Origin of the sequence: Candidatus Neomicrothrix sp., from assembly GCF_035329545.1 — a bacterium.
Taxonomy (GTDB): domain Bacteria; phylum Actinomycetota; class Acidimicrobiia; order Acidimicrobiales; family Microtrichaceae; genus Microthrix; species Microthrix subdominans.
The window spans coordinates 1-24,887 of record NZ_DAOLGP010000036.1; the positions used below are offsets into that span (position 1 = coordinate 1).

The following is a 24,887-nucleotide window of genomic DNA, read 5'->3' on the forward strand; positions in this document are numbered from 1 at the left end:
CAAGTGGTCCCATGCAGCTGGCGCAGCCCCGGTCCCTTTCAACTGGCGCATGACAATCGGACGGGATACAGACAATTTCCAGTAGCAGTCGTGACCGGGATGGCCCGATCACAAGGACTCGTTCGTCAGGTCGCTCGGGAGGATCTGCCGCCAATGGACAACTCCCGACTGCGCGTGAGAGAGCATGGAGAGTGATGCCCAGTAGGTTGGCCCCATGAGCCGTCCAGCCCGAGTCACCAATGTGGAGTACCTCGGTGGCCGAGTGCTTCGGCTGGTGTTCTCCGATGGCCTGGTTCGCGAATTGGACTTTGCCGGTTCGCTACCCGGCATACTCGCCACCGTCGACGAGGACAGCGTTTTTGCGACCGCTTCGGTAGATCCGGTCGCAGGCACCGTCTCGTGGCCAACCGGTGTGGACCTCGATCCCGACGTCCTCCACGGAGACTATGAGTCAGCCGGTGCGGTGGACCCCCGACTGGTGTCGGAGTACCGACTTCAGGACGCTCGCTGAAGCTGTTCGGCAGAGCAGCCACGACTCAATCAACATCCGGCAGGATGGCGGCCGGCGTCAGCAAGTCCGAGCCTCGCACAGCCCTCGCCGGGCGGACCTAAGACGCAGCTGACATCGGTCCGTACTTCTGCTGAGCGGCTTGCTTGCTCACGCCGAGCATGGTTGCGATCTCGGACCAGCTTCGGCCGTCCTGCCGAGCCGCTCGCACCGCCGCCCACAGCTCGTCGGCCACAGCGTTGCGCTGATCGACAACCTTCGCAATGGCTCGTAGCGAACCAGTGTCAGCTTCCTTGAGATCTTCGAACTCGACGTTTTCGGCCCACACTTCCAGCGCCGCCGCTTGTTCTGCTCGGGACTTGGTCATGGTTTCCACCATCCTCTCAGGAACTTGTCTCTGGCCGGCATGGTATGAATCACGACAGCGTCATCGCCGTCAACCACAACCCCAACTTCCAGTGGGTCAGCATTGAATGTGGGGCCGATGTACATGGTGACCGCCGGATCTTCGGTCTCGAAAGGCCGCCAGTGATTTCGATACGCGTGGATCATGTCGCCGTCGGAGACACCGTGCTTGCGGGCGCTCGCCTCGATGTCCACCAAGGCAGGGTATGTACGTCCACCTGATTCGTCAACACGTCTTGACGACTGCCGTCGACTCCAGCGGCAAGCTTCCGGCTGATCCTGGAAAGGGAGTTTCACCCGGGCGTACGCGACATGGCCTCGACGCCCCGGAGGACAGTCAGCAAGATTCGGTGGCTTGTCCTCTGAGGTTGAGAGGCGCAGACTGACGGGTGCCGAAGTCTTTGACGACGGAAGTGATTCCCGGAACCCGACCGGACGGTCGGTGTCCGGGTTTTGCGCGTCTACGCAGAGTTCTTCACTACTGCGGGCGCAACGGTGATTCGCTGTCGTTCTTCCACATTCATGGCGCTGCTCCTGGCCTCGGTGACGAGCCGATGTCCCCGGTCTCGTCCAGGTGCACCAGCTGCCGCGCGATTGCCCATCGCCGAGCCGCCGGCTCTTTGCGTTTCGACTCAAACACCATCGTCGTCACCGGCAGTTTCGCCATGATGGACAGCAGCTTGTGGCGACGAGACGGCTTCTCAGTGTTGAGGTGCAACCGGTCCTGACCGGCGAGCAGCTCCGCGCGCAAGGCACGCCGCACCCCAGACATGCACGGCTTGCACGCCAAGCACGGCGTCACCGACTCCGAGGTATTGCGGGCACCCGATGATGCCAACGACATCACGATCATTCACCGCTTCGCGACCGCAGCCGCGGCGAACGAACTCGCAAACGATCCCGACCTGAAGGCTGCGATGATGAACGGCGGCGTTGCAGGATCGCCACGAATCGAGATCTTCGAGAGTGTCTGACTACGTCGTCTGCCTCTTCAACGGGCCCAACTCACCATCAGCAACTATCTGAAGCAGGTGAAGGGAACCTTGAACGATCCCTCCATCTACGCCTACAGCGGCCTGACCAAGATGACCGTTCGATCAAGCGGTGCCTGCGCCAGCGAGCTGACACAGGTGCACAGGCCATAGCCGTCGATGTGATCGGCGCGCTCAAGGTAGAACCACCCGCATCCGATTCCGGTCGGGCCGAGCCGGAATCGAGGCCCTCTGCAATGAGCCCGCTGGGCCGACGGACGGCCTCGTCCTGCTGGTCGCGGCGAATGAGGTCGCGAAGGTGCTCGCTGGTGTTGCTGCTCACGCGGCCACGTTGATTCGCCCAACAACTGTTGTCAACCGTTCCGGCGCATGATGAGCGGTGGGGCCGGTCGCCGGGCTCAGGTGATCTTTCAAATGGACTGTTGCCGGAGTCGGCGACGTACACGGTGCCGTCGGCGCCAACCGCTACACCAAACGGTCGGTTGAACTTGGCAGCGGCGCCAGCTCCCTCGGCGAACCCAACGCTGCTGCGAACACGGCGGCGCCCACCGAGTCGAGCACGTCGGTGGCTGTGATGGCCGGGTCGTAGACCACCAACTCATCCCCCACCGTTCGGATGACCACGCCGTCGAAGCGCACCGGAGCGGCCTTCGAGTCGCTTGCATGCGAGCGAGCCAGAGAATGTAGAAAAATGATTCGTCGAGTAACGAGATGTCTTTAAATGCCCCCACGATCACTCGGGATCGGCGGCCCCTTGGTTCACGACGTCCTCCGGCGCCAACTGGCCGCCCCGTTCGTACTCGTGGGCGTAGTTGGCGCCGAGTAGCGCCTGTGCTCGCCTGCGCACGGCGTCCGCATCCTCCTGCTCCCGCTGTGCGGCCAGGGCGCCGCTCTTGCGCCGAAGCTGATCCGCAGCGCCGAGAAGCCGTGCGGCCCACCGCCCGTCGCCCGACGCAGCCGTCGCAGCAGCAAGGCCAACCAACGCGACGGCCAGGGCCCGGGGCTGCCCGGCCAGATGGGCGTGGCGGAAGCTCCGGCGCTGCCACTCGATCGCCAGTGATGTATCACCTCGAGCGGTGGCGACGAAGCCCAGGACCGAGGTCGACGTGGCCAGGCCGACCGGAACGTCGAAGGCGGCCGTGGCACGGGAGAACGAGCCGGAGAACCGAGGCCCGGCCGCGTCGTAGAGGTCGAAGGCAGCCAGGGCGGCATTCTCGGCCTCGTCGAGGCGACCGCCACGTCGTCGCAGATCGCCCAGCGCGTTGAGCGCCATGGCCCGCACCGGAGCAGCCTTGAGGTCCGAGGCCAGCGACATTGCGGCCCGCAGGTGTTGTTCGGCCGCTGCGTCGGCTCCGACCAGCACCGACGAGGCACCCAGCCGGGCCAGCAGGGCAGCCTCAAAGCGGGCCATGCGCAGGTTGGTGACGATGTCGAGCGCCTCGGACCGCTGGGTGATCGCTGCGTCGATGGCGCCGGTGGCCTCGTCAAACTCGGCCACCAGGTCAAGGCAGACGGCGGTCATGAACTCGTCCCCGGCCAAACGAAGCTCGGGAATCACCCTGCGGAGCAGGGCCTCGTGCGAGGCGGCGTCGACATCGCGACGAAGGGCCAGGCCGGCCTGCAGCCAGGTGCGGAACGCTCGCACCCACGGGTCGTCCGCCGCCCCGCTGAGCACCTCGTGCGCGGCGGCGAGGATGGCAGCAGCGCGCTCCGGTTGGCCCGCCTCGGTGGCGATCTGGGCCCGGAAGCTCATGGCATAGGCCTCGAAGACCGGGCCGGCGTGGGCTCGAAGAAGTGCAATGCCCTCGGCGAACTGGGCATCGGCGTCGTCGGCGTTGCCGCTGAGATAGCCGAGGAAGCCTCGCCACATCAGGGCCCAGCCGAGGGTGAACGGAGCGGTCGCACCGGGGCAGGCAAAGGCCGACTCGAGCCACCGATAGCCCTCGCCAACTGTGCCCGTCACCCAACGGTGCAGCGCCAGGTCGGCCGCGATGCCCAGCGCCACCTCCCGGTCGCCAGCGTCGATCGCCCGGTTGAACGCAACCCTGACGTTGTCCCGGTCGGACTGCATGGCGTGGTGCCAGGCGCGCTGATTCCGCCCCTGGAACGCCGCCCGACCCCCGGTGCACAGCCGGGCATAGTGGCTGCCGAGGCGGTCGAGCGCCTCGTCCAGTTCCTCCCGCTCGATCAACCGCTCCCGCCCGTACTGCCGCAGCGTCTCGAGCATGCGGTAGCGGGGCTTGCGGCTGCTGCGGTCGACGGTGAGCAACGACTTCTGCACGAGGGCCGCCAGCAGATCGGCGATGTCATCGCCTTGCAGCGGGTCGGTGCCGCAGATGGCCTCGGCGTCATCGAGCACGCAACCCCCGGCAAACACGGATAGGCGCTCGAAGAGGCATCGTTCGTCGTCGTTCAGCAGGTCGTAGCTCCACCGCACGACGGCCTCGAGCGTCGCCTGGCGCGCCGCCGCCGTGCGGGACCCGCCGGTGAGCAGGTGAAAGCGGTCGTCGAGCCGCTCGGCGATCTGGGTGACGGAGAAGGCACGTGCTCGAGCCGCTGCGAGCTCGATGGCCAGGGGCAGGCCGTCCAGCCGGGTGCAGATGTTGTCGATGACGGCTGCGGCCTCGCCGTCGGGTTGGAAGCCGGGGTCGGCTGCGGTCGCCCGGCGGGTGAACAGCAGGGACGCATCCGCCGGGGTCAGCGGCGGGATCGGCCACACCTGCTCGCCCGGGACCAGCAGCGATTCCCGGCTCGTGGCGAGGACGTGGACGTGCTCGCTCGCCGAGAGCAGGTCGTCGACGAACGCCGCTGCCGCGCCCACCAGGTGTTCGCAATTGTCGAGCACCAGCAGCACCCGGCGGTCGCCACACCAGTCTCGGACGCGCTGCTCCGGGGCATCGGCAGACTCCGCGATGTCGAGCGCGGTTGCCACCACAGCCGCTACCAGAGCGGGATCGGCCACCGGTGCCAGCTCGACGACGAACGTGCCGTCCCAGCTTGCGTGCGTGGCCCGGGCCACCTCGACGGCCAGCCGCGTCTTGCCGGCACCGCCGGGGCCGACCACCGTCGCCAGGCGGGTCCGTTGGAGCAACTCGGAGACGTCGCTCACCTCGCGGTCGCGCCCGATGAGCGGCGTCAGCGACGCCCTGAGGTTGCCGTTGCTCCGGCCCGACGACGGCGCCGGCACGGGCGGGGCCGGATCGACGAGCAGCGCCGGGTCGTGTCGCAGCACGGCCGACTCCAGGCGTTGCAGCTCGGGTCCGGGTTCCAGCCCGAGTTGCTCGGCCAGCGCGATGCGCCCGTCCTGGTAGACCCGCAGCGCGTCCGCCTGTCGCCCGGCCCGATACAGCGCCACCATCAGCTGGGCCCGCAGCCGCTCGCGCAGGGGATGCTCGGCGACCAGGGCGTCGAGTTCGGCGACGAGTTGTGCGTCACGTCCCATGGCCAGCTCGACGTCAACCCGCTCCTCCGCGAGCGCCAACCGAAGCTCGTCGAGGTGAACGATGTGCGACCGGGCAAAGTCGTCGGAGGCGAAGTCGGCGAGGGCTGGGCCACGCCACAGCCCCTCCGCCGCTGCGAAGTGTGCCAACGCCAGCGGGAGATCCCCGACGGCCACCGACCTCCTGGCAGTCGCTGCGAGCGCCTCCAGCCGGCTTGCATCGACGTCGACCGGGTCGACCGCCAGCACGTATCCGGACGGTCCCAGCACCACCAGATCCGGCGATCCGAGCGCCCTGCGCAGCTTGGACACCAGCCGCTGGAGTGCGTTGGTCGCCCCGGCCGGCGGGTCGTCCTGCCAGAGAGCCTCGGCCAGCCGGTCGGTCGACACAGCCCGTCCCGCGTCCAGGGCGAGCATCGCCAGCACGGCGCGGAGCTTGGAGCCGCTGATCGGAAGGGGCCCGTCCTCGCCCTCGATCTCAAGTGGGCCCAGGAGTCTCACCTGCACTAGCCGGACGCTACCGGGTGGGCGACGGAACGGGTCCTCGGTCGCCACGAGGCCGTGAGGTCAGCAAACGGTCAGCTGGGGGTCAGCGGTTGGGTGCACCGTGAACGGAGACCCACGAGCAAGGAGTCCATCCCATGACCAACCTGATCGACGCAGCCCCACGCCCGTCCGAGCCCACCGGCGGACACCCCAGGATCGACGGCGCCCCTCCGAGCCGATTCGGATTTTGGTCCTCGCTGAGCTGGGGCCGAAGGGTGGCCCTCGCCGGGGGCATCGCCTACCTGCTCACCTTCGTCTTTTCGATCCCGACCCTGGGCATGAAGGCGCCGCTGGACGACCCATCCTTCGTGCTCGGCGTCGGGTCGTCGACGTCGGTCGTCTGGGCCAGCCTGTTTGACGTGCTCACCGGGTTCGCCGGAATCGCCACGGCCGTGGCGCTCTACCCGGTGATCCGCCGCCAAAGCCGGCGGTGCTCGCTGGGCTTCCTCGCCTCCCGCACGCTCGAAGCGGCACTCCTCACCGTCGGAGCCCTCAGCCTGATGTCGATCGTTACGCTGCGTCTCGACGGCACCGGCACCCCCGACACTCTCGTGTCGATCGCCCACGCGTTGCTCGCATTCCACGACTGGGCCTTTCTCTTCGGGCCAGGCGTCATGTCGCCGATCAACGCCCTGCTGTTGGGCACGGTGATGTACCGATCCGGGCTGGTGCCACGCTGGATCCCCGCCCTGGGACTGATCGGCGCACCCCTCGGGCTCGCCTCCGCCGCCGCCACGCTGTTCGGCGTCTGGGAGCAGGTGTCCGGACCCGCCACGCTCGCCATGGCACCCGTCGCCATCTGGGAGCTCTCCCTGGGCATCTACCTCACGTTCAAGGGGTTCAAGCCCTCGCCGGGCACCGACGAGATCGTGCCCTCGGACGCCTGCGCCGTCGCAGCATGAGGACGCCACCCGCAGCCGAAACACCCAGCATGTCAGTCGTGCAGGTGGGCCAGGGCGCCATCGCGATCGAAAATCATCAGCACCTCGGCCGGGCGGTCGACCGCCACGACGGCGTGCGGCGTCATCGTGGAGAACTCGGCCGACTCCCCGGCGCTGACGACATGGTCGACACCACCGAGCGTCAGGCGGACCGTGCCGTCGAGGACGAACATGAAGTCGTGGCCGGGGTGAACCTGGGGCTCCGGGTCGGGGGCGTCGGGCTCGATGCGCATCTTCACCGCCTGCATGGCGCTGCCGGGGCGGGACAGCGTCCACACCGTCATCCCTGGCGAGTGGTGCGGCTCGGGCCGAATCACGACCTCGTCGTGACGATCGTTGGCAATCAGCTCGTCGACACTGACGTCCAGGCCCCGCGCCAGGGGGACGAGCACGTCGAAGCTGATCGTGCGGCGCCCGGTTTCGATGCGGCTGATCGTCGAGGCCCCGACGCCGGTCTTGGCCGCCAGGTCGTCGAGCGACCAGCCGAGGTGTTGGCGGATCGCCCGCAGGCGGGACCGCACCAGATCATCGACCGGTTGCGTCATGAGGCCCACACTCGCATCATCTTGCGAATACTGCAAGCTACTTTGCATTATCGACAACCGACGTAGCGTCGGCGCCATGAACACAACGATCGATGTACTCGTGATCGGCGGAGGCGCAGCCGGATCTGCCGCCGCCCTGCAGTTGGGCCGGATCAGGCGCTCGGTGGTCGTCATCGACGGCGGCGAACCCCGCAATGCCCCGGCCGCGCACATGCACGGCTACCTCGGACACGACGGGCGGCCACCCGGCGAGTTCCTCACGACCGCACACGCCGAACTGGCCGCCTACGGCGTCGACGTCGTCGGCGGGCGGGTCACCGGCGTGGTCGAGGACGGCGACCACCTGGCATGCACCTGCGAGAACGGTGACGTCTACCGGGCCCGGCGGGTGGTGCTGGCGACCGGGCTGACCGACGTGCTGCCCGACATCCCGGGCATCGCAGAGCACTGGGGCGACCGGGTGATCCACTGCCCCTGGTGCCACGGCTGGGAGGTGCGCGACCAGCGGATCGCAGTGATCGACACCAGCGGCATAGGCACCCACCAGGCACTGCTGTTTGCCCAGTTGAGCGACGACGTGACGTTGATCCGCAACCACGACCAGCCGCTGACCGACGACGACGCCGAGAGGTTGGGCTTGGGCGGCGTTCGGGTGGAGCATCGGCAGGCGACCGGCGTCGCCGAGCACTCCGGCGCCCTGGAGGTGACGCTGGAAGGCGGGTCGATCACCGTCGACGCCGTGGCGGTGGGACCGCAATTCGAACCGAACGCCTCGATGGTCGAGGCACTGGTCGACATCGGGGATCACCCCTCGGGCATGGGCCGCCACGTGCTGGCCAACGACCTGGGCCAGACGAGCCACCCGCTGATCTCTGCCGCCGGCAACGTCCTCAACCTGGCCCGGACACGCGAGGCGGAGCGACGCGAGTGGGACGAGCGCTACGCCGGCCACGACATCGCCATGTTCAGCGGTCGGCCCAACGCCGCCCTGCTCGCCGAGGCCTCGCACCTGCAGACGGGACGTGCGCTCGATGTCGGATGCGGGGAGGGTGCCGACGCCATCTGGCTGGCAAAGCAGGGCTGGGACGTCACCGCCACCGACATCTCCGCCGTCGCCATCGACCGGGCCAGGGCCGCCGCCGACGAGGCGGACGTGGACCCAACCTTCACGGCCGTCGACTCGGTCGTCGATCGGCCGGCGCCGCAGGCGTTCGACCTCGTCATGCTCGCCTTCCCCGCGCTGAGGCGGGCCCCCGGGCTTACGTCGTTCCCCGGGATCGCCGACGCCGTGGCCCCCGACGGGCGCCTGCTGCTGATCGGCCACGTTCACGACGAGGCAGCGCTGGCCGAGGCCGCTGGGCACGGGTTTAACCCGGACGACTACCTGTCGGTCGACGACATGATCACCCTGCTCGGCGGCGAATTCGATGTCGAGGTGGACGAGCAGCGCCCACAGCCACGCTCACCCGATGGCGGCCACAACCACACCGACCGCGTCGTCGTCGCACGCCGGCGGACGTCCTGAGGGAAGTGAGGATCCCTCCTCTCGCGTCATCCAGCAACGCGATAGGGGGGATCCTCGCGCAGGTGGTTCAATCCGCCAGACTGGGTCGGTGCGCGACGAACTCACCGAGGCCGGTGCGCGAACCATTCGAAACTGCACAATCTTTTGGGTCGCGGTGCTCATCGCACAGGGCGCCTGGATCTCGCTCTTCGCCACCATCGGCCCACCAATCGGTTGCGCCCGCCCAGAGGCGACCGGTACACCGGTTGCATGAGCACCAACGCCGCTACTCCGATCCAGATCGTCATCGATGCGACCGACCCTCTCGCCCAGGCCCGCTTCTGGGCCGATGCCCTGCACTACGAGGTTGAGGACACCACCGATCTGATCAACCGTGTGCTCGAGGCCGGGCTGGCCACACGAGACCTCATCCACGAGGACGGCGGACGCCTCTACTGGAACGACCTCGTCGGCGTCGGCGACCCCGGCAAGGCCGGGCCGCGCCTGCTGTTTCAACGCAACCCCACGGCCAAGACCGGCAAGAACCGGCTGCACCTCGACCTCAACGTCGGCAACGACCGCAGGGACGGCGAGGTCGAGCGGCTCCAGCGGCTTGGCGGCGAGGTCCTGTACGAGATCGACGAGCCCGGGGGCCATCACGTGACGATGGCCGACCCCGAGGGCAACGAGTTCTGCGTGCAGTAGTCCCCTCCGACAAACCCATTGACATGTAACCTTTTGGTTTCCTATTGTTCAGGCATGGAACTGGTGTTCAAGGCGCTGGCCGACCCGACACGGCGGGAACTGCTCGACGAGCTGTTCCGGCGCGACGGGCAGCCGCTGAATGCCTTGGTCGAGCGTTTCGACATGTCCCGCATCGGGGTGGCCAAGCACCTGCGTCTGCTGGAAGAGGCAGGGCTGGTCGTCACCAAGCGACGGGGCCGCGAGAAGCTGCACTACCTCAACCCGGTTCCCATCCGGCTGGTCCACGACCGCTGGGTGTCCAAGTTCACCGAAGGCTGGACCGCCGGCCTCGTCGACCTCAAGGAAGAACTGGAGCACACCATGGAAAAGGTTTTCGAGATCTACATTCGAACCACGCCCGAGCGGCTGTGGGAGGCGATCACCGACCCGAACATCAGGGCAAAGTACAACTTCGGGGCCGGCGTGAGATCGGACTGGACGCCCGGCTCCTCGTTCACCATGGCCCACCCGAACGGCTTGGACCTGCTCGGCGAGGGCGAGAACCTGGAGGTGGAGCCACCCCGCAGGCTGGTGCAATCGATGCGGGCGCTGTGGGGGCCCGAGGTGATCGCCGAGGGAACCAGCCGGGTCACCTGGGAGATCGAACCCGTCGGCGACTCGTGCCGTTTGACCGTCACCCACGACCAACTGCGAGAGGGCGCCAACGACCAGCTGTTCGGCGGCTGGCCGATGATCCTCTCCGGCCTGAAGACCTGGCTCGAGACCGGCGAACTGCTCACCACCCCCGGCTCGATGATGTACCAAGAGGAACGGGCACCCGGGAGCTCGCGCTGACAGAGCGTCGCCCTGATCAGCGGGTCTGTCGGGCTGCGAGCACTGCCTTCATGGCGCCGTCGACGGTCACGTGGAAGTGATCCGGCCCGAGGCGATCGACCACACCGTCCGCCGCAAGTACCGCTCGCACGTCGTCCTTCATGCGGGCGAAGTGGACCGTGATCCCCAGGTCGCCGTCGACACCCGCCAAGCGGTCGAGTTCGCCGACACCCTGTGAGTCGATGAAGTTGACGGCCTCGAAGTCCAAGATGACATCCTCGATCGGCGGGTCGGCATCGACCACCTTGTCGCGCAGTCGGTCGGTCAGCACCTCGGTCGTGGCGAAGTAGAGGCCGCCATCGAAGCCAAGCACGAGAACCCCGGGATAGGTCTCGTCGTCCGGGTACTGCTCGAGCGGGCGGAACGTGGTGGTCCCAGGACGACGGCCAAGCTGGGGGGTCGGGGGGCGAGCGTTCACGTACACCAGCCACCCCAGCGACAGCACGATCCCGATGATGACACCGGCCAGCACTCCGCTGGTCAACACTCCCAGGATCGCACCGACGGCGATCCAGAAATCGACACGCGCAACCCGCCAGAGACGGCGCATCTCGGCAACGTCCATCATGCCGAACACCACCGCGTCGATGATGATCGCCGCGAGCACCGGCTTGGGAAGGTCGGAGAACAGCGGTGCGAACACGAGCAGCGTCAGGATCACCATCGCACCCGTGACGACCGAGCTCATCTGGGTGCGCGCCCCGGTCGAGTCGCTGAGCGAGCTTGCCGACAGGCTCGTCGAGACCGGCATGCCTTGAAACAGGCCGCTCCCCACATTGGACATGCCCTGGGCGAGCGACTCCTGGTCGACGTCGATCCGATACTTGTGCCGGGAGGCGAACATGCGGGCGTCGCCGGCGGTCTGAGAGAAGCCGATCAGCAGCAACGCAATCGCAGCGACGGTGATCGTCGGAAAGTTCTCTGTAAACACCGACAATCCGGGGAACGCAGGCGCCGGCACGCCGCGAGGCACCTCACCAACCGTCGCCACGCCGCTATCCGCCAGGTTGAACACCTGGGCCGCCACGAGACCGCCCACCACCAACACCAGCGCTCCGGGCACCCGCGGCCAGATGAACCGCATTGCGAGGATGGCCCCCAGAGCAACCGCGCCGACCAGCAGCGTGGTGCCATGGAAGGAGTCGAGCGAGTTCCACCAACTGGCGAACTCGCGCCAGCTGTTCTCACCCGACGCCTCCGTACCGGTCGTCTTGGGCAGCTCACCGACGACCACCTCGATCGCAGCGCCAAACAAGAAGCCGGTGATCACCGCCTTGGAGAGGAACCGCGAGATCCACCCCATCTTGAGCACCGACAGCGCGAGGAACAGGACTCCCGCCATCAAGGTCACCGCCGCAACCAGCTGTGGGGCCTCGTCGGCCGGCAGCCCCGTCGTCACCACTGCGCTGGCGGCAACAGCGGCGATCGCCGAGCTGGGGCCGGTGGAGATCTGGCGCGACGTTCCGAAGATCGCGTAGATCAACGCACCCGCAGCCGCGGCGTAGAGCCCGTTCTGGATCGGAATGAGGGCGATCCCTGCGTAGCCGAGCGCTTTTGGCACCACCAGGGCCGACACGGTCACCCCGGCGATCACGTCGTAGCGCAGATCGGACCGCTGATACCTGGGAAGCCACTCGAAGATGGGCAGCAGGCGCTTCACCGGGAGCACCCCGCCCTGGCGGTCGTGAACGAAGCGGGTGTGGCCAGGTCCGTAGCCCAGCTACTCGGCTCGGCTGTGGTTACGTGATCCTCGGACATGTGCCACCATCCGATCGTCGCGTCGCCAGCGGAGCCGACCGCGACCTGGAGGTCGATATCGGCGAGCGTATCCCACGGCATTTTCGCCGGAGAACGAAACCCGGAGTTGGGCGGACGCAGCTCGCAGAAGTTGGGGACGACCGTGATAAGCACGACAATGCTCATTGGGCTGTGGCGAGTTCGTCCTCACCACGGCTATGAGTGGGCTGCACCCGGATGGACAGTACGCGACAAGAAGTCGAGCGGATCGGTGATTGGCCTGACCTTCTCGGCTCCGTCTGCAAGGGGGACAGGGACTCCGGCCCGGCGGTACTCGGCCCGAATAGCAGCGTCGAGGTGGTCGTCGGTGACCGCCGGCGATGCATCCTCCCGAACCCGCGCCGCAGCGAGGGAGGCCACGGTGGCCGCCTGCGCCACCTTCCGGATCTGGCCGCCGCTCAGCCGGCAACGGACGGCGACGTTGCGCAGATACTCAGGGCTAACGTCACGGCGGGCGGGCAGGTGCATCGCCCAGATCTCGGCGCGCTCGTCGGCTCCGGGCGAAGGAAAGTCGATCACGGCATCGAGGCGCCGCAAGAACGCTGTGTCGATCCGATCGAGGGCGTTCGTCGTCACGACCACCACACCCTGATGGCCCTCGAGGCGTTGGAGTAGGAAGTTTGTCTCAAGGTTCGCGTATCGGTCGTTGGCACCGCTCACGTCGGTCCGCTTGGCCATCAGTGCGTCGCCCTCATCGAGCAGGAGAAGGACGTCGGCGTTCTCGGCCGCGGTGAACAACCGGTCGAGGCGGCGCTCGGTCTCGCCGATGTACTTGTCGACAACGGCGGCAAGATCGAGGCGATAGACCTCAAGGTCGAGTCGAGCGCCCAACCACCGGGCCGCCAGGGTCTTCCCGGTGCCACTTGCACCCGAGAAGAGGGCCCGGACGCCGGTGTCGACGGTGCCGGAGAACGCCGGCCCCGACGCCGCCGTCAGATCTTCGCGCACCTCGCACCGCGACACCACCTCATTTAACGCCGTCCGGCACACGGGCGGCACCACCGGCGCGGACTCGACCCGTTGGAGCGGCGTGGCCAGCGGCTCAAGGCCGCTCCGGTGCAACCCCTTCGCAGCGGCACGGAGCTGAACGAGCCCGACCGACGTGCCCTCCGCCCCGGCAGCGGTGTAGGCCGCAGTGGCGAGTGAGCCGATGGTGCCACCAGAAATCAGCATGCTCCGCGTCACCTGGTCGAGGACGTCGGGGTCACATCGGGGTAGGGCGCGTGACCAAAGCTGACCGCGTTCGACGCGATTGGGACGAGGGACGTCCAGCACGGTCGCTTGACCGTCGACTCCGGCCGTCACTGCACCGCGACGGCCCAACGCTACGACGAGAGGTCCTACCAGCTCCCGCAACCACCCCAGATCGGCAGACTCGCCCTCGTCCAAGTCGAGGCGAACCACGACCACCGCATTGGCGAGGATCGCTTCCGCCGCCGCCGACGCGTCTTGGGCCGGTAGGCCGTCGTGCACCAAGACGGGCCGCCCGAGAAGCCCTGCCATCGCCCGAGCCGTTGTCAGCCGTCCTGAGCCGGTTGCACCCCGGAGGACGACGACATCGACGGTGCCGTCGCCTAGCATCCCCGCCAGCCGCCGCACCCGCTCGTGATGGCCCGCCGATGCGACGAGACCATTAAAATCTAGCGAGTCAGCGAGCCTAAACCGGCGAGTCGGCGACCAAGCCGTCGCAGGAAGGCCTCGGCAGGCGTCGAGCACCGGGGCCGGCACCTGCAACGACCACTCGACGCGCAGGTCGGCCCGATTCTCGATCTGGAGGAAGCCGCGGTCGATCAGAGATCGGCACAGTGGCCAAAGGACCCGCGGCTCGTCGTCCGGCTCCCCCATCACCCGATCGATCAGCCCGACGCAGGGGCGCATCGACGGATTAGGCCGCTGCAGGAGCCCGATGATCGTGGCCATCGAGACGTCCTCCTCCGCCAATCCCGCCGTCGCCAGGATCGCGACTGCGGCGTCGCCGGCCCACAGCTGCCGCCGCAGTTGCTCGAGCGGGAGCGGTGCCGTCGCCGTCGCCGTCAAATTCTGGGCGAGCCGCTCCCAGAAGCGAGGGTCCTGGCCGTCGCCGCCCCGTCCGGACTGCTGATCCAGATCGGCCCGGGCGCGCTCCACGACCTCGGAGTCCAGGGACGACTCGTCGTCGCCGAACAGGGCGTACCGTCGCCCCGTTCCGACGTTACGGAGGATCCGAGCGAAGGCGGCCCGACCGAGAAGGTCCCAGTGCTGCGCTGCAGTTGACGGATTACGGCGACCGGTCACAATCGATTCCATCACTCGAACCGAAACCGGAGGTTGACACCGAACACGCCAGACAGCGAAAGGTCCCAGTCGTAGCCCAGCCGACGGACCTCGGCATCCGCCAGTCGAGGATCGACCCGCACCTCGACGACCGTGTGACTCACCCGATCAACCATCGACTCGTTGGCGGTGTCGCTCACTAAAACGACCGCCGCCAACCGTAGACCACCCGATAGGAAGTGGCTCCCGGCCGCGAACCCATCAAGCACTCGCTCGGCGATCGCCATCTGTCCGAGGGCACCGGAGGCGAGCTGGCTGGTGTCGTCCCAGGCGGCCTCGCTTCGTGCGGAATCGGCCAGCCGGTCCAGTAGTGCCCACACTGGATCTCGCGGCACCCCCGAACCGAGCAGCGACAGCACCTCGCGGCCGACGCTGGAGAACCCGGCCCACACACCGGCGGGCGCGGGCCGGAGGTCCAGTTCTTGGAGCACGGCATCGTACGGCGCCAGCAGGTACCAGAGACCACCGAGGCCGGTTGCAACCCGCTCCACTCCAGACCCTCCGAGTGCTGCAACGCTCGCTCCGGCCACGTTAGGTGGAGAACCACCGTCGACCCACCGCTTCCCTGTCGAGCCCGGCAGCGCCGTGGGATCCGACGACGGGCCCCTGGCTCCGAGAAGCCGGCCGGCCAGACCTGAGCCTGCGGCAGCGTCGCGGTTAGGGCCGTAGGCGTTGGCTCTGCCTGCGCGGGCGGCACGGGGTGCGCCGTAGCTTCCGACCTCGGGCGCGCCGTCGGTATCGAGGCGACGCTCGCACCGCGAGCCGACGAGTTCCGCCTCAGGGCCCTCGGGCTCAGCTCCACGAGTCTGAAACCCCGGGGAGTTACCTGCATCGAGCCCGAGAAGAGTCCCCAGGCGATCGACCCCTAGATCGGCGTCGCCCACCACAGTCATGACCCCATGGGTCTGTTGAGACTTCTGCGTCGCCGAAATCGCGGCAACGCTCGCAACATCCGGAATACCGGACGCGACGAGCGCATCGGCGAGGACACCGCACCACTCGTCACCGAGGTCGGCCAACAGCGCCCTCATGATCGTCGGCCCGGTCCGGTCGACGACCGACGGGAGGACAGTGATGAACTGACCGAGGACAGCTGCCACTCGATCGGCGGGCGCTGTCGGGTTCCACATCGGGCCCATCGTCTGCCACCACCACGCGCCCGGGTCGGGGGCAACGCGGGCGACAAGATATCCGACTAGGAGATCCTCCGAGCTGTCGAAGACGGCACAGTCAACGTCGACGCGCCGCCCACCGAGCGCCGGCCGGTGGGCTCCCTCGACGAGCATTCGCGCCTCTTCGAGGGACGAGATGCCCAGAGTTCCACCGAGACGCCGGATGACGACGACGGCGCCCGACGCCAGCCCGAGGGCCCCGAGAGACAACGGGCGCAAGTGCTCTTCGAGGTCCGACCGATACGCATCTGCGGAGTGACGCCAGCCGCGCACCAACGACCGGCGCACTACCGTCCCACTAAGGTCGTCCGGTCCGCCAAGGTCGTTTGATCTGGGTACGGTGCCCGGAGCGCTCGGGGTGATCGCGATCATCGCAGAATCACCCATTCGGATTGAACAGGATCGAGTGGTTCAGGACATCATCCAGTTGCACGTTGATTACCGGATTGACGACCATCCCAAGATCGTTCCAGTGCTCGTGAGGCGGATCGACCACCGGACCGCTCCACACCGGCTTCACGATCTCGATGTCGACGACCGGCTTCGTCACAATCGGCTCACCAATCCCTCCGATCAGGAACGGCGGAATGAGCCATGGACTGGCTGGCACCTCCTCGGTTGATACGTCGACCTGGTCGACCGGGTCGACGGGGCGACGCACGACGAGTGCGTACGGAACCGAGCCAGGACTGAGAGTGCTGTCGACGATTAGCACGTCGAACCGGCGGTCCTCGGAAGTCGACACTGACTCGTCCAACCACGACCGCCGAATCCGAGCATCGACCTCGTCGTGATCGATTATCCGGATGCGATAGCTCTTCGGTGGCAGGAAGGTGTCTAGGTCGATGCCGTCGTCGACGGTTTTCAGCGACATCTGTTCGAGGTGCTGGAAGAAGTTCAGGTGTCGCTGAAGTAGATCCTCGAGAGGCAACGCCACGTGGGTCGGCTCGGCCGGGTCGACGACAAGTGGGTCGGTCGGTACCCGGACCCCGAACGCCTTGGGTGGCACGAGCTGCTCAGCAAGCCGGGAGACCACGACCTTCTCGAGGTCGTCGTGCCCCTTGACGGCCTCGAGCGCCTCGCTGATCGTCTTCGAGACCGTCTGGTCGAAAACAACAGGCCGGACGAGAGGGACCAGCTTACGGAGGTCGTCGGTCGCCACGCGGAAGCGACCCACGAGGGCGTTCGCCCGAAGGGGGACGATGAACGCGGGCGGCAACCAGGCGAAATGGTCACGCGCCACGAGCTTCACATCGACGACGGAGGACAATTCGTCCTGGAACTGGAGGAACCGCGCCTCACCGTCGGCCGAGCGCCGATCGTCGAGGAGGCCCGTCCAGCCGATCAGCGCCGTCGGACGGACCAGCCGACGCCGGACCGGCCAACGATCGAGGAATGCAGCTCCGCTACCCGTCCACCAGATAACCGCCAAAGCCACCTCGTTGTCGAACCATTCGGTCATGCGTCCGGCGTTGACCCGCCCGGGAGGCTGGGCGCTGAACGGGTCGTCGACGAGATCCCGCTCCCGATCGCTCCCAAAAAACCAGTGCGCCACTCGATTACGCGTCAGCTTGTCAACGGCGTCGGACCGCACACCCGGAATGCTCCCGATCGGCACGGCAGCAAGGCGGAACGCCACGTACTCACGATCCCATCGTTCGGTGCAGCCGGGGTCGGCGTCGGCGCACGGCTTGGGTTGCAACGGCACCTGACCCTCGGCGTACGTCTCGGTCCTGGCCAGGAGGACGTACGGTCCACGATCGGCGTAGGTGAGGATCGAACCGGGTTCGCAGTCGCTGAAGGCTCCTGGGAAGGCCGTGGCGGCGGTCAGTCGACCGGGGGCGGTTGCGGTCCGTGTCACCGGAAGATCCACCAGGTTGGCGAGCTCGATCATCGAACCGTTGGGAGCGACAGCCAGACCTGGAGAAACGCGAAGCTTGGACCCAACGAATTGCGCATCAAGTCCCTCGACGACGCCGACGCCGACGGCGCGCCCCAACCTCCTGTCTGACGACCCGGTCGCAGCTCGCAGTGCCGAGAGGTCATCGGCATAGAGCAACCGGCCATTGGCGAACCTCGGCCATACAACGTCGCTCTTCATCGTCGTCGTTACGCTGGGTGAAGCCATCAGTCGGCCCAGCCCGGTACATAAATGTAGGTCCAGAGCCCCAACTCGGCGGCATCACCGAGGTGTAGGTCGGTCACCAGCACCTCACTTAACCGGATCGGATCTCCTGGCCCGCTGTCGTTGTGACGACGCAAGGGAAGGTCCGGAACTAGGTGGACACGAAGGTGCACGCCATCTCTTACCTGTCCAACGAGATCCGACAATAGGGCGGGTTCGATCAGGATCGTCAGCTGGTTGTGATGCACGATGCGAATCGGTTGTGGCCCAAGGTCGACTACCGTCGGTGGGTCCGGGGCGGTCTGCACCTCGAAATACACGCCAACAAAGTTGGACAGCTCTTCGCCCTCGGCGGCGAGTTCATATTCGTCGCCCTGCGGCGATCCTGGGGCCGGGTCGATGACGTCAAGGTGAAGCCAGACGTCGAGCCGACATTCGGTCACTTGCTGGTTGTCGTCGGCACGGCGGACCGTGCTACGCGTCGTGATCAGGTTCGGTGGCAACAGAACGGTCTTGACTGGCTCGGGCACAGGATCGGGTGTGGCCTGACGGATCTGGTGGTAGATCCAGGCCACCGATCCCTCTCGGTTGACCACCTCGAGGTCGTGGGCGGCAAGGTAGTCGGCGAGCGAGGACTGGGCCGCGAGCCCTTCGTCGACGGTCGACCGGTCGAGGTCGATCGCCAACCCAACGAGCTGCCCGGGTGCAGGAGCGACACCCAGCCGCAACTCCCTCGCAGATCCATTAGCCAAGGTCGCGTCGGCGACGCCGCTGGACGTTGCCGGTGTGCCGACCCAGCTGTTGGGCGCCCCGGGCGCACCACTGAACACGACATTCAGGTTGCCAGGCAGATGCCCGAGGGCGCGCAATCCCGGTACCTGCCCGTCGACATCATCCGCGTCGATCACGGTGACGATCTCACGGGGCGGTCGGGGCGGCGGCGTCTCGCCCGACACCGTCACCCCCGAGCCGACGCCGAGGAGGAGCAACTCTTGGAGCAACTGGGTCGGGGCCAACATCGGGCGTTCGCTATTATCGACCGTCGCGCCGTGGAGGTCGGTGAGCCCCATGGCTTCGTCGTCACCGGTATGGCCGTGTCCGTCGACCGGGTGGTCCCCCGACTGGTTGCCGATGCCAACCGGGACGAGAGGGACGAACACCGACGCCAGGACGATCGCCCCTTCCGTCAAGTCCGTGTTGGGGAGCACGCCTCCTGGAGACAGGAGCGGTCGGATCTCCACGGCCCAACGCCGAAGGAGCCCATCGATGACCGTCCTGGCGCCGGTCGACCAAAGCTTGAGGCCCGGGCTGGCATCTAGCGTCTTGATGGCGCGCGCAACGGCCATTGGGTCGCCCGCGGCATCCCCTAACGCTTGCACGAAAGTGTCGACGCGGGCTTTCAGCGCGTCAGGCGAGGCGTCGGTGGGTTGCTTCTTTTGCCAGATGATGCTCAGCAATAGGTCGGCGAACTGCTGAGCGGCGTGCCACACCGGCATTCCCGGCGGCACCCAGCGCAGCTCGATCCGCCACGAATCCTGAATACGCGACGGTGCCCGGCTCTCGTCCTCGGTGGCGCACGTGCAGCCGGGAATCGGCCGGAGGTCGGTGCCGCACTCGTCGCTGAGCGCAACCACCCAAATCCGGTTTCCCCTAACCTTGCCGTTTCCGGCAACGAACTGGGCAGAGTGCACGCCGTCGCCGATGTTCAGGTCCACCGTCGGCAGCTTCCCTTCAAGGTCGATTCGCTGGGCCTTGAGCCAAGCACCGAGCCGGGCGCACTGGGGTGTCCGTACCAAGATGGGCTGGCCCATCTGGTCGATGCCGAACCCGGTCGACACCCGGATCTCGACGTCGGCGTCGTCGCCCTGACCCACCGGCTCGGTCGTGACGGCCAGCCCCTCGACGGTTCCATATCCGTGGATTGAGCGTTGGTGTCGCTGGTCGCGCTCCAACAGGTACCGCTGTTCAAGTCGGAACTCGGCGGCCCCCAACGGCAAGCCTTTCTCGTAGTTGAGCCTCTGGTCGACGTGGAATCGGCCAGCGTCCAGCAGCGCGCATGCTCGCAGCACATCCGTCATCTCGGTCCTCCATTTTTTGCCATCGTGAGATCAGTGAGATCGTTCACCTCAGCACTCCGTCCAGTCCTGGCGAGCAGTCCACGGTGGCGAGCGAGCCCCCACCGAGGACTGTGACCCCTTCGACCATCGGCGTGTAGTCATGGCTCGGCCCCACCACGGTCCCGTCGCCGATGGTCACGTCGCCTACTCTCAAGAGTCCGGCGGCCCGTCGAAGCTCGAAGGCTACGTGAGCCGGTCGCAACATGTCGACGATCCGTTCGACCATGCCGTCGACCTCGGGGGACAGGGCGGCCGGAACCAGCACGAGGAGGCGGTGAGCCAGCTCGTCGGCGGCCTGCCGCTCCGCTGCTGCCCGATTGTCGCCGTCCGGATCGGCCCCGCCCGCCAAGGCCAGGATCTCGTCGGCCCGTTGCGGCCGGTTCATGAACAGCTCGACTAGGAACGCCGGATCATCGGAGCGGGCTGTGGGGTCGAACACCACGGTGGCGTCGATTACTGCACGATCACCGTCCGCGCCTCCGGGCCAGCAGCGCAGGTACAGGCGCAGAACGGCCCGCAGCCCTCCCAGCGTGCCCCGGCGCCTGAAAAAGTCGTCGACATGCGCGACGAGAAAGCGGCGGCGGGGTTCATCCCATGCCGACTCAAGCGCCAGCCCGACCCACGACGCCAGCCAATCGACCGATTCGCGAGGTGTGGCGTAAGGGTCGAACAACATGCCGACCCGTTCCATACGCTCCTCAAGTACCGTTTCGACACCCTCGACGTTTGCGAGAAACCGCTCGAGGAATCGATCGTCGTCGGTGGCTCCGAAGATCGCGGGGAGATAATTGGTCACGTACGAGAATCGCGGGTACCAGGCGCGAACGGAGCGAACCTTCGGTGACTGGCCCACCGACCCGCGCAACGTGATCCGGAGTTGCACGTAACGTCCAACAATGCCCTGAAAGAGAAGTTCCCACGTGCCAGTTCGGTCGTCCTGCACTTCATCTTCGAGCGAGGCCCACGGCTCGTAGTACGGCAGTTCGCACCCTCCCGAACGGAGGTACAGGGACGGCTGGATAATCCACGGGAGCTTGTCAAGACCATCAGGGTCGTCGAATGCCCGGGCCTCAACGGTGACCGAGGTGCCCACCGGGATGCGAGCGTCCAGAAACACCCGGTGCCAAACGCACCCCGGCGTCTCGCCGTCGAATGGTTGCCCGAGCAACGGCGGCTGGGCACCGGGCGTAGCGCTGAACGCGGTCGGCGACACGAACGCTCCTTCGGGTGCGAACGCGCACGCATCGTACGATTCGAGCGGGAGCCAGCAATCCACGGTGTCGTCGACGCTCGCTGCCCTTGGGCCCATGTCGGCCCACACGTCGCCGTCATGGGCCACAATGCCACGGCCCCGCCACCCACGGAGCGAGTAGTAGCGCGGCACCGGTTCCAGGGAGGGGGTTTTCGCGTCGCTACGGAGCCTGAACGCGATGGCTTGGTCGATGTCGGCGCCCCCGACGAAGACGAGGGGAAGATCCTTGCGATCCTTGTGGTCGTGGTCGTCGTGATTGCCACGCCAACCAGCGCGGCCGCAACCGTTGCCACCGCCCTTAACACCACAGCTAGGGACCTGATCATCGATCACGCACAGGTCGGTCGCGACGAACCCGAATTCGGTCTGGCGGTCGTTGGGTTGCTCGGGGTCGGCGACGGGCACGACGAGCGGCCACGGGGTCGGTTCGCCCGACGCTGGCACAATCCAGACGGTCGACGCTGGCTCGTCAGCGTCGTCGAGCGGCCCCACGAGGAAGAGTGCCAGGCCGCCAGGCCCCGCTTCCACCGCGTCGGCTCGACTGTCGCCGGGAACCATGAACGGGGGTGCGGTCCACCGCCATTCATGAGCCGAACCCCCACCGTCGGCGTCCACCTGAGCGGCCGGGTCGACCGGCTCACCCCCCAATCGGGTCTGATCGACGAATCTATCCGACACGACCTCCGAGGCGATACCGACGGCGGGAAGGCGCCCGCACCGATCAAGGCGCCACCAGCGCCGTCCATCTTCGTCGAGCACGAGCACCGACCCGTCGTCGGCCGCGGCGAGGTCAAGTGGCCGGACGGGCGGACCGGGCGAACCCTCCCGACCGGTCGACAGCCACGTCACGGTCTCGGGCAACCCTCCGCACTCAAGGTCGAACACCAGCAATCCGCCCTGCTCCTCACCCGGTCGCACCACGCCCACAACCAGGTCGCTGGCTCCGCTGACCGTCAGGCCCTGGAGGCAACCGACCAATGGTTCCGGCCGAGTGCACTCGGCGAAGACATCTCCGGGACCACCGACACCCTCGTCGAGGGACCACCACATCACCGCCGGCGTCGAAGTCCCGGGGAGTCGCCGCCAGATCGATCGACAGTCCTGTCCGATCCAGTACCAGCAGCCGCCGCATTCGGCGCCGGCGCCACGGCGTTCGGGCCGACCCCGAAGGACCGCACGCGAGCCGCGCAGGACGAAGGTCGGAACGACCGATTGAAGCCGGATCACGCCTTCCGACTCGCTCCATTCAAGGGTCGCCCGGTTACTACGCGGATCCGCGCTGTCCCACCAGAATCCCAGCGGGCGGACCACAGCGCCCGGAGGCGCGTGGGAGCACGATGTCCAATCCGACCGTCCCGACAGGAGATGGAACCGGCCACCCTGGACGTCCATCAGCGCGTCCCCATCAGCACGTCTCCGGCACAATCGGGACGGGAACTTGGTTGGTCGGTTCGGGCGGTCGAGCCGACGGGTCGACCGGATCACCGACCGAGGCGAACACGATGGCCCATGGCAGTTGGAGGCCGCGCAGGCGGGCGATCGGGACCTCCGCACGCGAACCGTCCGCCCCTTCGACGGCCAAGCGAACACCCTCCACGTTGCGAACACCCGGAACCCGCGTCGCCGCCGCTTCGATGTCTTGAACCCGCACGTCGGTATCTAGGGGCCAACCACCGCTGATCCAACGTCCGCCCTCCTCAAGTGCCAGCCGATCACCGGGCCAGTCGCGGAGGCCACCCTCGAGGGGCGACAGGAACCGCTCGATCTCGGACCGGACAGCGCGTTCCACACGGTCCTGTATCTGCCCCCCTTGCACGGTCACACCGATCGATACCCACATCCGCACGTAGTCGGGTCCGCGCACGTGCAGCTCGGTGGTCACAAGCCGACGGGGCTCAAGCCATCGGCAGACAAGGTCGAGGGTCGAGCGATCGGGGCGGGGTGCCTCGGGGCTCACTCGATCGGTGCGCGGGATCACGACCACAGTGACCATCCCTGGCCAACCCTCCTGGGGCGCGCCCGGCGGCGGCTCGGCGCGGAACAGCGGGAGGACGTCGACGCGTGCCAGGTCAGCGCCTGGTGCTTGCAGTGTGATGTCGCGGAAGTCGGTCGCCGTGACCAGACGGTCGCGGTGGCGCAGGAACGCCGGGATGCTCCGCTCGGCCTCCTCGGTGGTCTCGGAGGCGCCGGCGCCCCACGTACGTACCGGGTTGCACACCTTGCACCCACCGGGCAGCGTCGGTCCGCCCTTGATGTCGCCCACCTCGACGGCACCGGCGAGTCCACCACCATGGTCGTAGGTGACGCGGATGCCGGCGCCGAGGCCGGGGCGCCGACCCCGGAGACCATCGCCGAACCGTAGGGTGCCGATATCAGGATCGAGTTGGAAGGAGGTGTCGGACGCGTCAAGCACCGCCAAGTCGTCGACCCGTTCCCACGCCGCCCAAGCACCGGAGTCATCCTGCACCTCGACCTCAGGATCGAGCGCTCCGGCACCCCCTTGATCAACGAGCACCGGCGCAAACCGGGTCCGTACCTCCTGCGATGGAGCGCCGTTGCCAACCGCTACCAGCTCTCCTGTGACTCGTTCGCACTGCCGGGCCAGCGCTGCGTTAATGCCGACCCACGAGATCACGGGGCTGGGCACCGGTCCGGTTGTCCGCTCGGCCGCAACCGTTTGGTCAGGGAGGCGCAACCGGAGCCACATCACGACGCGCCCACGAATCGCTGCCTCAGCGATCAACGGCGGCAGGTCGCCGACGCCGTCCTCGATGGGGTCCAGCAACCACGGGTGGATCTCGTCGACCCGAGGAAGGACCACGTTGATTACACCCGGCGCTTCAAGCACCGTGTCGCTCGTCGTCTGCAACACGGTGACGGTAGGGTCCTGACCAGCCTGGACGTCGGGAAGCATGGCCTCGACGATCAGGCCGCCGGTCGGACCACCTGCGACGAGTTGGGCGCCGAGGAGGCGTTCGGTGATGGTCGGCGACGGAGCCACGCCGAGCTGCAGCGTCTGACCCCCGATCGCTTTGACCGCATCAGCGAACGTGGAGGTCTTGGGGGCCAGCAGCGCCACCCAAACCGATGCATCGATACACGCATTGCGATCAGATAGATCGACCGACGGAGGAGGCATGCCAGGCACGGGGTCTTCGATGGGCACCGGGTCGTAGAACGTCAGCGCCTCCTTGCCCGAGGTGACCAGGGATCCGTGCAGCCGTTCCATATGTCGCCGCGTCGCCGCGTCGATTCCATCTCGGCGACGCTTCACCACGGCGAGCGCCTCGATGGGCAGGACGTTCACCGGTGCCACCGTGCGGAAGACGACGTTGCCGGCGCGGAGTTCCTCGGCCGCGTCGAGGTCCCGCCGAATCTTCGACGTGAACGCCACCAACCCCGTCGCCGCACCGACCGGCCGGGTCGGCACACCGAGCAGTGAGAGAAACTTCTTTCGGTTTGCCTCGGGGATGCGGTTGCTCCGGTACAGGAGGTTGTCCGTGAGGAACGCGAACATCTCAAGCAGCGCGTAACCCGGGTCCGATGCCGAAGGCGTCGTCCACTCCGGCGTGTGCACCGCGATTCGAGCCTGGAGGTCTGCCAGCAGGTCGGCGTACGAGCGATCGTCGAGGTTGGGGATATCAATCGGCATG

Annotated in this window: 19 protein-coding genes and 1 pseudogene; 7 read left to right on the forward strand and 13 right to left on the reverse strand. The window is 67.1% G+C overall.

Features of this window, described 5'->3' with window-relative positions; translation table 11 throughout:
• Positions 1-214 precede the first annotated feature (214 nt).
• Positions 215-511, forward strand: a complete 297-nt coding sequence (locus PKD89_RS16095) for a DUF2442 domain-containing protein (protein WP_289010913.1) — start codon at positions 215-217, stop codon at positions 509-511.
• Between the two features lie 97 nt (positions 512-608).
• Here the strand turns inward: PKD89_RS16095 and PKD89_RS16100 are convergent, their stop codons facing one another.
• Positions 609-887: a hypothetical protein gene (locus PKD89_RS16100; RefSeq protein WP_289010915.1), complete on the reverse strand. Its 279-nt coding sequence runs from the start codon at positions 885-887 to the stop codon at positions 609-611.
• Complete coding sequence (locus PKD89_RS16105) at positions 872-1,108, reverse strand: hypothetical protein (protein ID WP_289010916.1); 237 nt, start codon at positions 1,106-1,108, stop codon at positions 872-874. Before PKD89_RS16105 ends, PKD89_RS16100 begins: the two co-directional genes overlap by 16 nt.
• Positions 1,109-1,683: 575 nt before the next feature.
• On the opposite strand from PKD89_RS16105, the gene PKD89_RS16110 reads away from it, so the two are divergent.
• On the forward strand, positions 1,684-1,887 hold the full coding sequence (locus PKD89_RS16110) for a hypothetical protein (RefSeq protein ID WP_289010918.1): 204 nt from the start codon (positions 1,684-1,686) through the stop codon (positions 1,885-1,887).
• Between the two features lie 37 nt (positions 1,888-1,924).
• On the opposite strand, the pseudogene PKD89_RS19850 reads toward PKD89_RS16110, so the two are convergent.
• The 3 genes and pseudogenes from PKD89_RS19850 to PKD89_RS16120 all read right to left on the reverse strand — a co-directional run.
• Positions 1,925-2,362: pseudogene (locus PKD89_RS19850) on the reverse strand (ribbon-helix-helix domain-containing protein); the annotation flags it as partial.
• Between the two features lie 8 nt (positions 2,363-2,370).
• Positions 2,371-2,544 carry a hypothetical protein gene (locus tag PKD89_RS16115; protein ID WP_289010919.1) on the reverse strand — a complete coding sequence of 58 codons (174 nt, stop codon included), beginning with the start codon at positions 2,542-2,544 and terminating at the stop codon, positions 2,371-2,373.
• A 94-nt stretch (positions 2,545-2,638) separates the two neighbouring features.
• Positions 2,639-5,851: a BTAD domain-containing putative transcriptional regulator gene (locus PKD89_RS16120; protein WP_289010920.1), complete on the reverse strand. Its 3,213-nt coding sequence runs from the start codon at positions 5,849-5,851 to the stop codon at positions 2,639-2,641.
• A 134-nt stretch (positions 5,852-5,985) separates the two neighbouring features.
• On the opposite strand from PKD89_RS16120, the gene PKD89_RS16125 reads away from it, so the two are divergent.
• Complete coding sequence (locus PKD89_RS16125; protein ID WP_289010921.1) at positions 5,986-6,792, forward strand: DUF4386 domain-containing protein; 807 nt, start codon at positions 5,986-5,988, stop codon at positions 6,790-6,792.
• Positions 6,793-6,824: 32 nt separating this feature from the next.
• Here the strand turns inward: PKD89_RS16125 and PKD89_RS16130 are convergent, their stop codons facing one another.
• Positions 6,825-7,376 (reverse strand): helix-turn-helix domain-containing protein, encoded by a 552-nt coding sequence (locus PKD89_RS16130; RefSeq protein ID WP_289010922.1) that lies wholly within the window; start codon positions 7,374-7,376, stop codon positions 6,825-6,827.
• 76 nt (positions 7,377-7,452) lie between these two features.
• Here PKD89_RS16130 and PKD89_RS16135 point away from each other — a divergent pair, with 76 nt between their 5' ends.
• The 4 genes from PKD89_RS16135 to PKD89_RS16150 all read left to right on the forward strand — a co-directional run bounded on the left by PKD89_RS16135 (position 7,453) and on the right by PKD89_RS16150 (position 10,419).
• Positions 7,453-8,901 carry an FAD-dependent oxidoreductase gene (locus PKD89_RS16135; protein WP_289010923.1) on the forward strand — a complete coding sequence of 483 codons (1,449 nt, stop codon included), beginning with the start codon at positions 7,453-7,455 and terminating at the stop codon, positions 8,899-8,901.
• Positions 8,902-8,989: 88 nt separating this feature from the next.
• Positions 8,990-9,154, forward strand: a complete 165-nt coding sequence (locus tag PKD89_RS16140; protein ID WP_289010924.1) for a hypothetical protein — start codon at positions 8,990-8,992, stop codon at positions 9,152-9,154.
• Positions 9,151-9,585, forward strand: coding sequence for a VOC family protein (locus PKD89_RS16145; RefSeq protein ID WP_289010925.1), 435 nt, complete (start codon positions 9,151-9,153; stop codon positions 9,583-9,585). Before PKD89_RS16140 ends, PKD89_RS16145 begins: the two co-directional genes overlap by 4 nt.
• Positions 9,586-9,639: 54 nt before the next feature.
• Positions 9,640-10,419, forward strand: coding sequence for an ArsR/SmtB family transcription factor (locus PKD89_RS16150; protein ID WP_289010926.1), 780 nt, complete (start codon positions 9,640-9,642; stop codon positions 10,417-10,419).
• Between the two features lie 16 nt (positions 10,420-10,435).
• On the opposite strand, the gene PKD89_RS16155 is transcribed toward PKD89_RS16150, so the two are convergent.
• The 7 genes from PKD89_RS16155 to PKD89_RS16185 all read right to left on the reverse strand — a co-directional run bounded on the left by PKD89_RS16155 (position 10,436) and on the right by PKD89_RS16185 (position 24,886).
• Positions 10,436-12,118 carry a SulP family inorganic anion transporter gene (locus PKD89_RS16155; RefSeq protein ID WP_289010927.1) on the reverse strand — a complete coding sequence of 561 codons (1,683 nt, stop codon included), beginning with the start codon at positions 12,116-12,118 and terminating at the stop codon, positions 10,436-10,438.
• A 293-nt stretch (positions 12,119-12,411) separates the two neighbouring features.
• Positions 12,412-14,541 (reverse strand): ATP-binding protein, encoded by a 2,130-nt coding sequence (locus tag PKD89_RS16160; RefSeq protein WP_324332535.1) that lies wholly within the window; start codon positions 14,539-14,541, stop codon positions 12,412-12,414.
• Positions 14,541-15,959 carry a hypothetical protein gene (locus PKD89_RS16165; RefSeq protein ID WP_289010929.1) on the reverse strand — a complete coding sequence of 473 codons (1,419 nt, stop codon included), beginning with the start codon at positions 15,957-15,959 and terminating at the stop codon, positions 14,541-14,543. Before PKD89_RS16165 ends, PKD89_RS16160 begins: the two co-directional genes overlap by 1 nt.
• Positions 15,960-16,119: 160 nt before the next feature.
• Positions 16,120-16,902 (reverse strand): hypothetical protein, encoded by a 783-nt coding sequence (locus PKD89_RS16170; RefSeq protein ID WP_289010930.1) that lies wholly within the window; start codon positions 16,900-16,902, stop codon positions 16,120-16,122.
• Positions 16,903-17,867: 965 nt separating this feature from the next.
• Positions 17,868-19,943: a hypothetical protein gene (locus PKD89_RS16175; RefSeq protein ID WP_289010931.1), complete on the reverse strand. Its 2,076-nt coding sequence runs from the start codon at positions 19,941-19,943 to the stop codon at positions 17,868-17,870.
• Positions 19,944-19,986: 43 nt separating this feature from the next.
• Complete coding sequence (locus tag PKD89_RS16180; protein ID WP_289010932.1) at positions 19,987-22,461, reverse strand: phage tail protein; 2,475 nt, start codon at positions 22,459-22,461, stop codon at positions 19,987-19,989.
• A gap of 178 nt (positions 22,462-22,639) precedes the next feature.
• A complete protein-coding gene (locus tag PKD89_RS16185; RefSeq protein WP_289010933.1) occupies positions 22,640-24,886 on the reverse strand; it encodes a hypothetical protein in 2,247 nt (748 codons plus the stop codon).
• Position 24,887: the final 1 nt, after the last annotated feature.

Coding starts and splice junctions, on each gene's coding strand:
- PKD89_RS16095 (WP_289010913.1), top strand. CDS start 215: ATGAGCCGTCCAGCCCGAGTCACCAATGTGGAGTACCTCGGTGGCCGA.
- PKD89_RS16100 (WP_289010915.1), bottom strand. CDS start 887: ATGGTGGAAACCATGACCAAGTCCCGAGCAGAACAAGCGGCGGCGCTG.
- PKD89_RS16110 (WP_289010918.1), top strand. CDS start 1,684: ATGCACGGCTTGCACGCCAAGCACGGCGTCACCGACTCCGAGGTATTG.
- PKD89_RS16125 (WP_289010921.1), top strand. CDS start 5,986: ATGACCAACCTGATCGACGCAGCCCCACGCCCGTCCGAGCCCACCGGC.
- PKD89_RS16130 (WP_289010922.1), bottom strand. CDS start 7,376: ATGACGCAACCGGTCGATGATCTGGTGCGGTCCCGCCTGCGGGCGATC.
- PKD89_RS16135 (WP_289010923.1), top strand. CDS start 7,453: ATGAACACAACGATCGATGTACTCGTGATCGGCGGAGGCGCAGCCGGA.
- PKD89_RS16145 (WP_289010925.1), top strand. CDS start 9,151: ATGAGCACCAACGCCGCTACTCCGATCCAGATCGTCATCGATGCGACC.
- PKD89_RS16150 (WP_289010926.1), top strand. CDS start 9,640: ATGGAACTGGTGTTCAAGGCGCTGGCCGACCCGACACGGCGGGAACTG.
- PKD89_RS16160 (WP_324332535.1), bottom strand. CDS start 14,541: ATGGAATCGATTGTGACCGGTCGCCGTAATCCGTCAACTGCAGCGCAG.
- PKD89_RS16175 (WP_289010931.1), bottom strand. CDS start 19,943: ATGACGGATGTGCTGCGAGCATGCGCGCTGCTGGACGCTGGCCGATTC.
- PKD89_RS16185 (WP_289010933.1), bottom strand. CDS start 24,886: ATGCCGATTGATATCCCCAACCTCGACGATCGCTCGTACGCCGACCTG.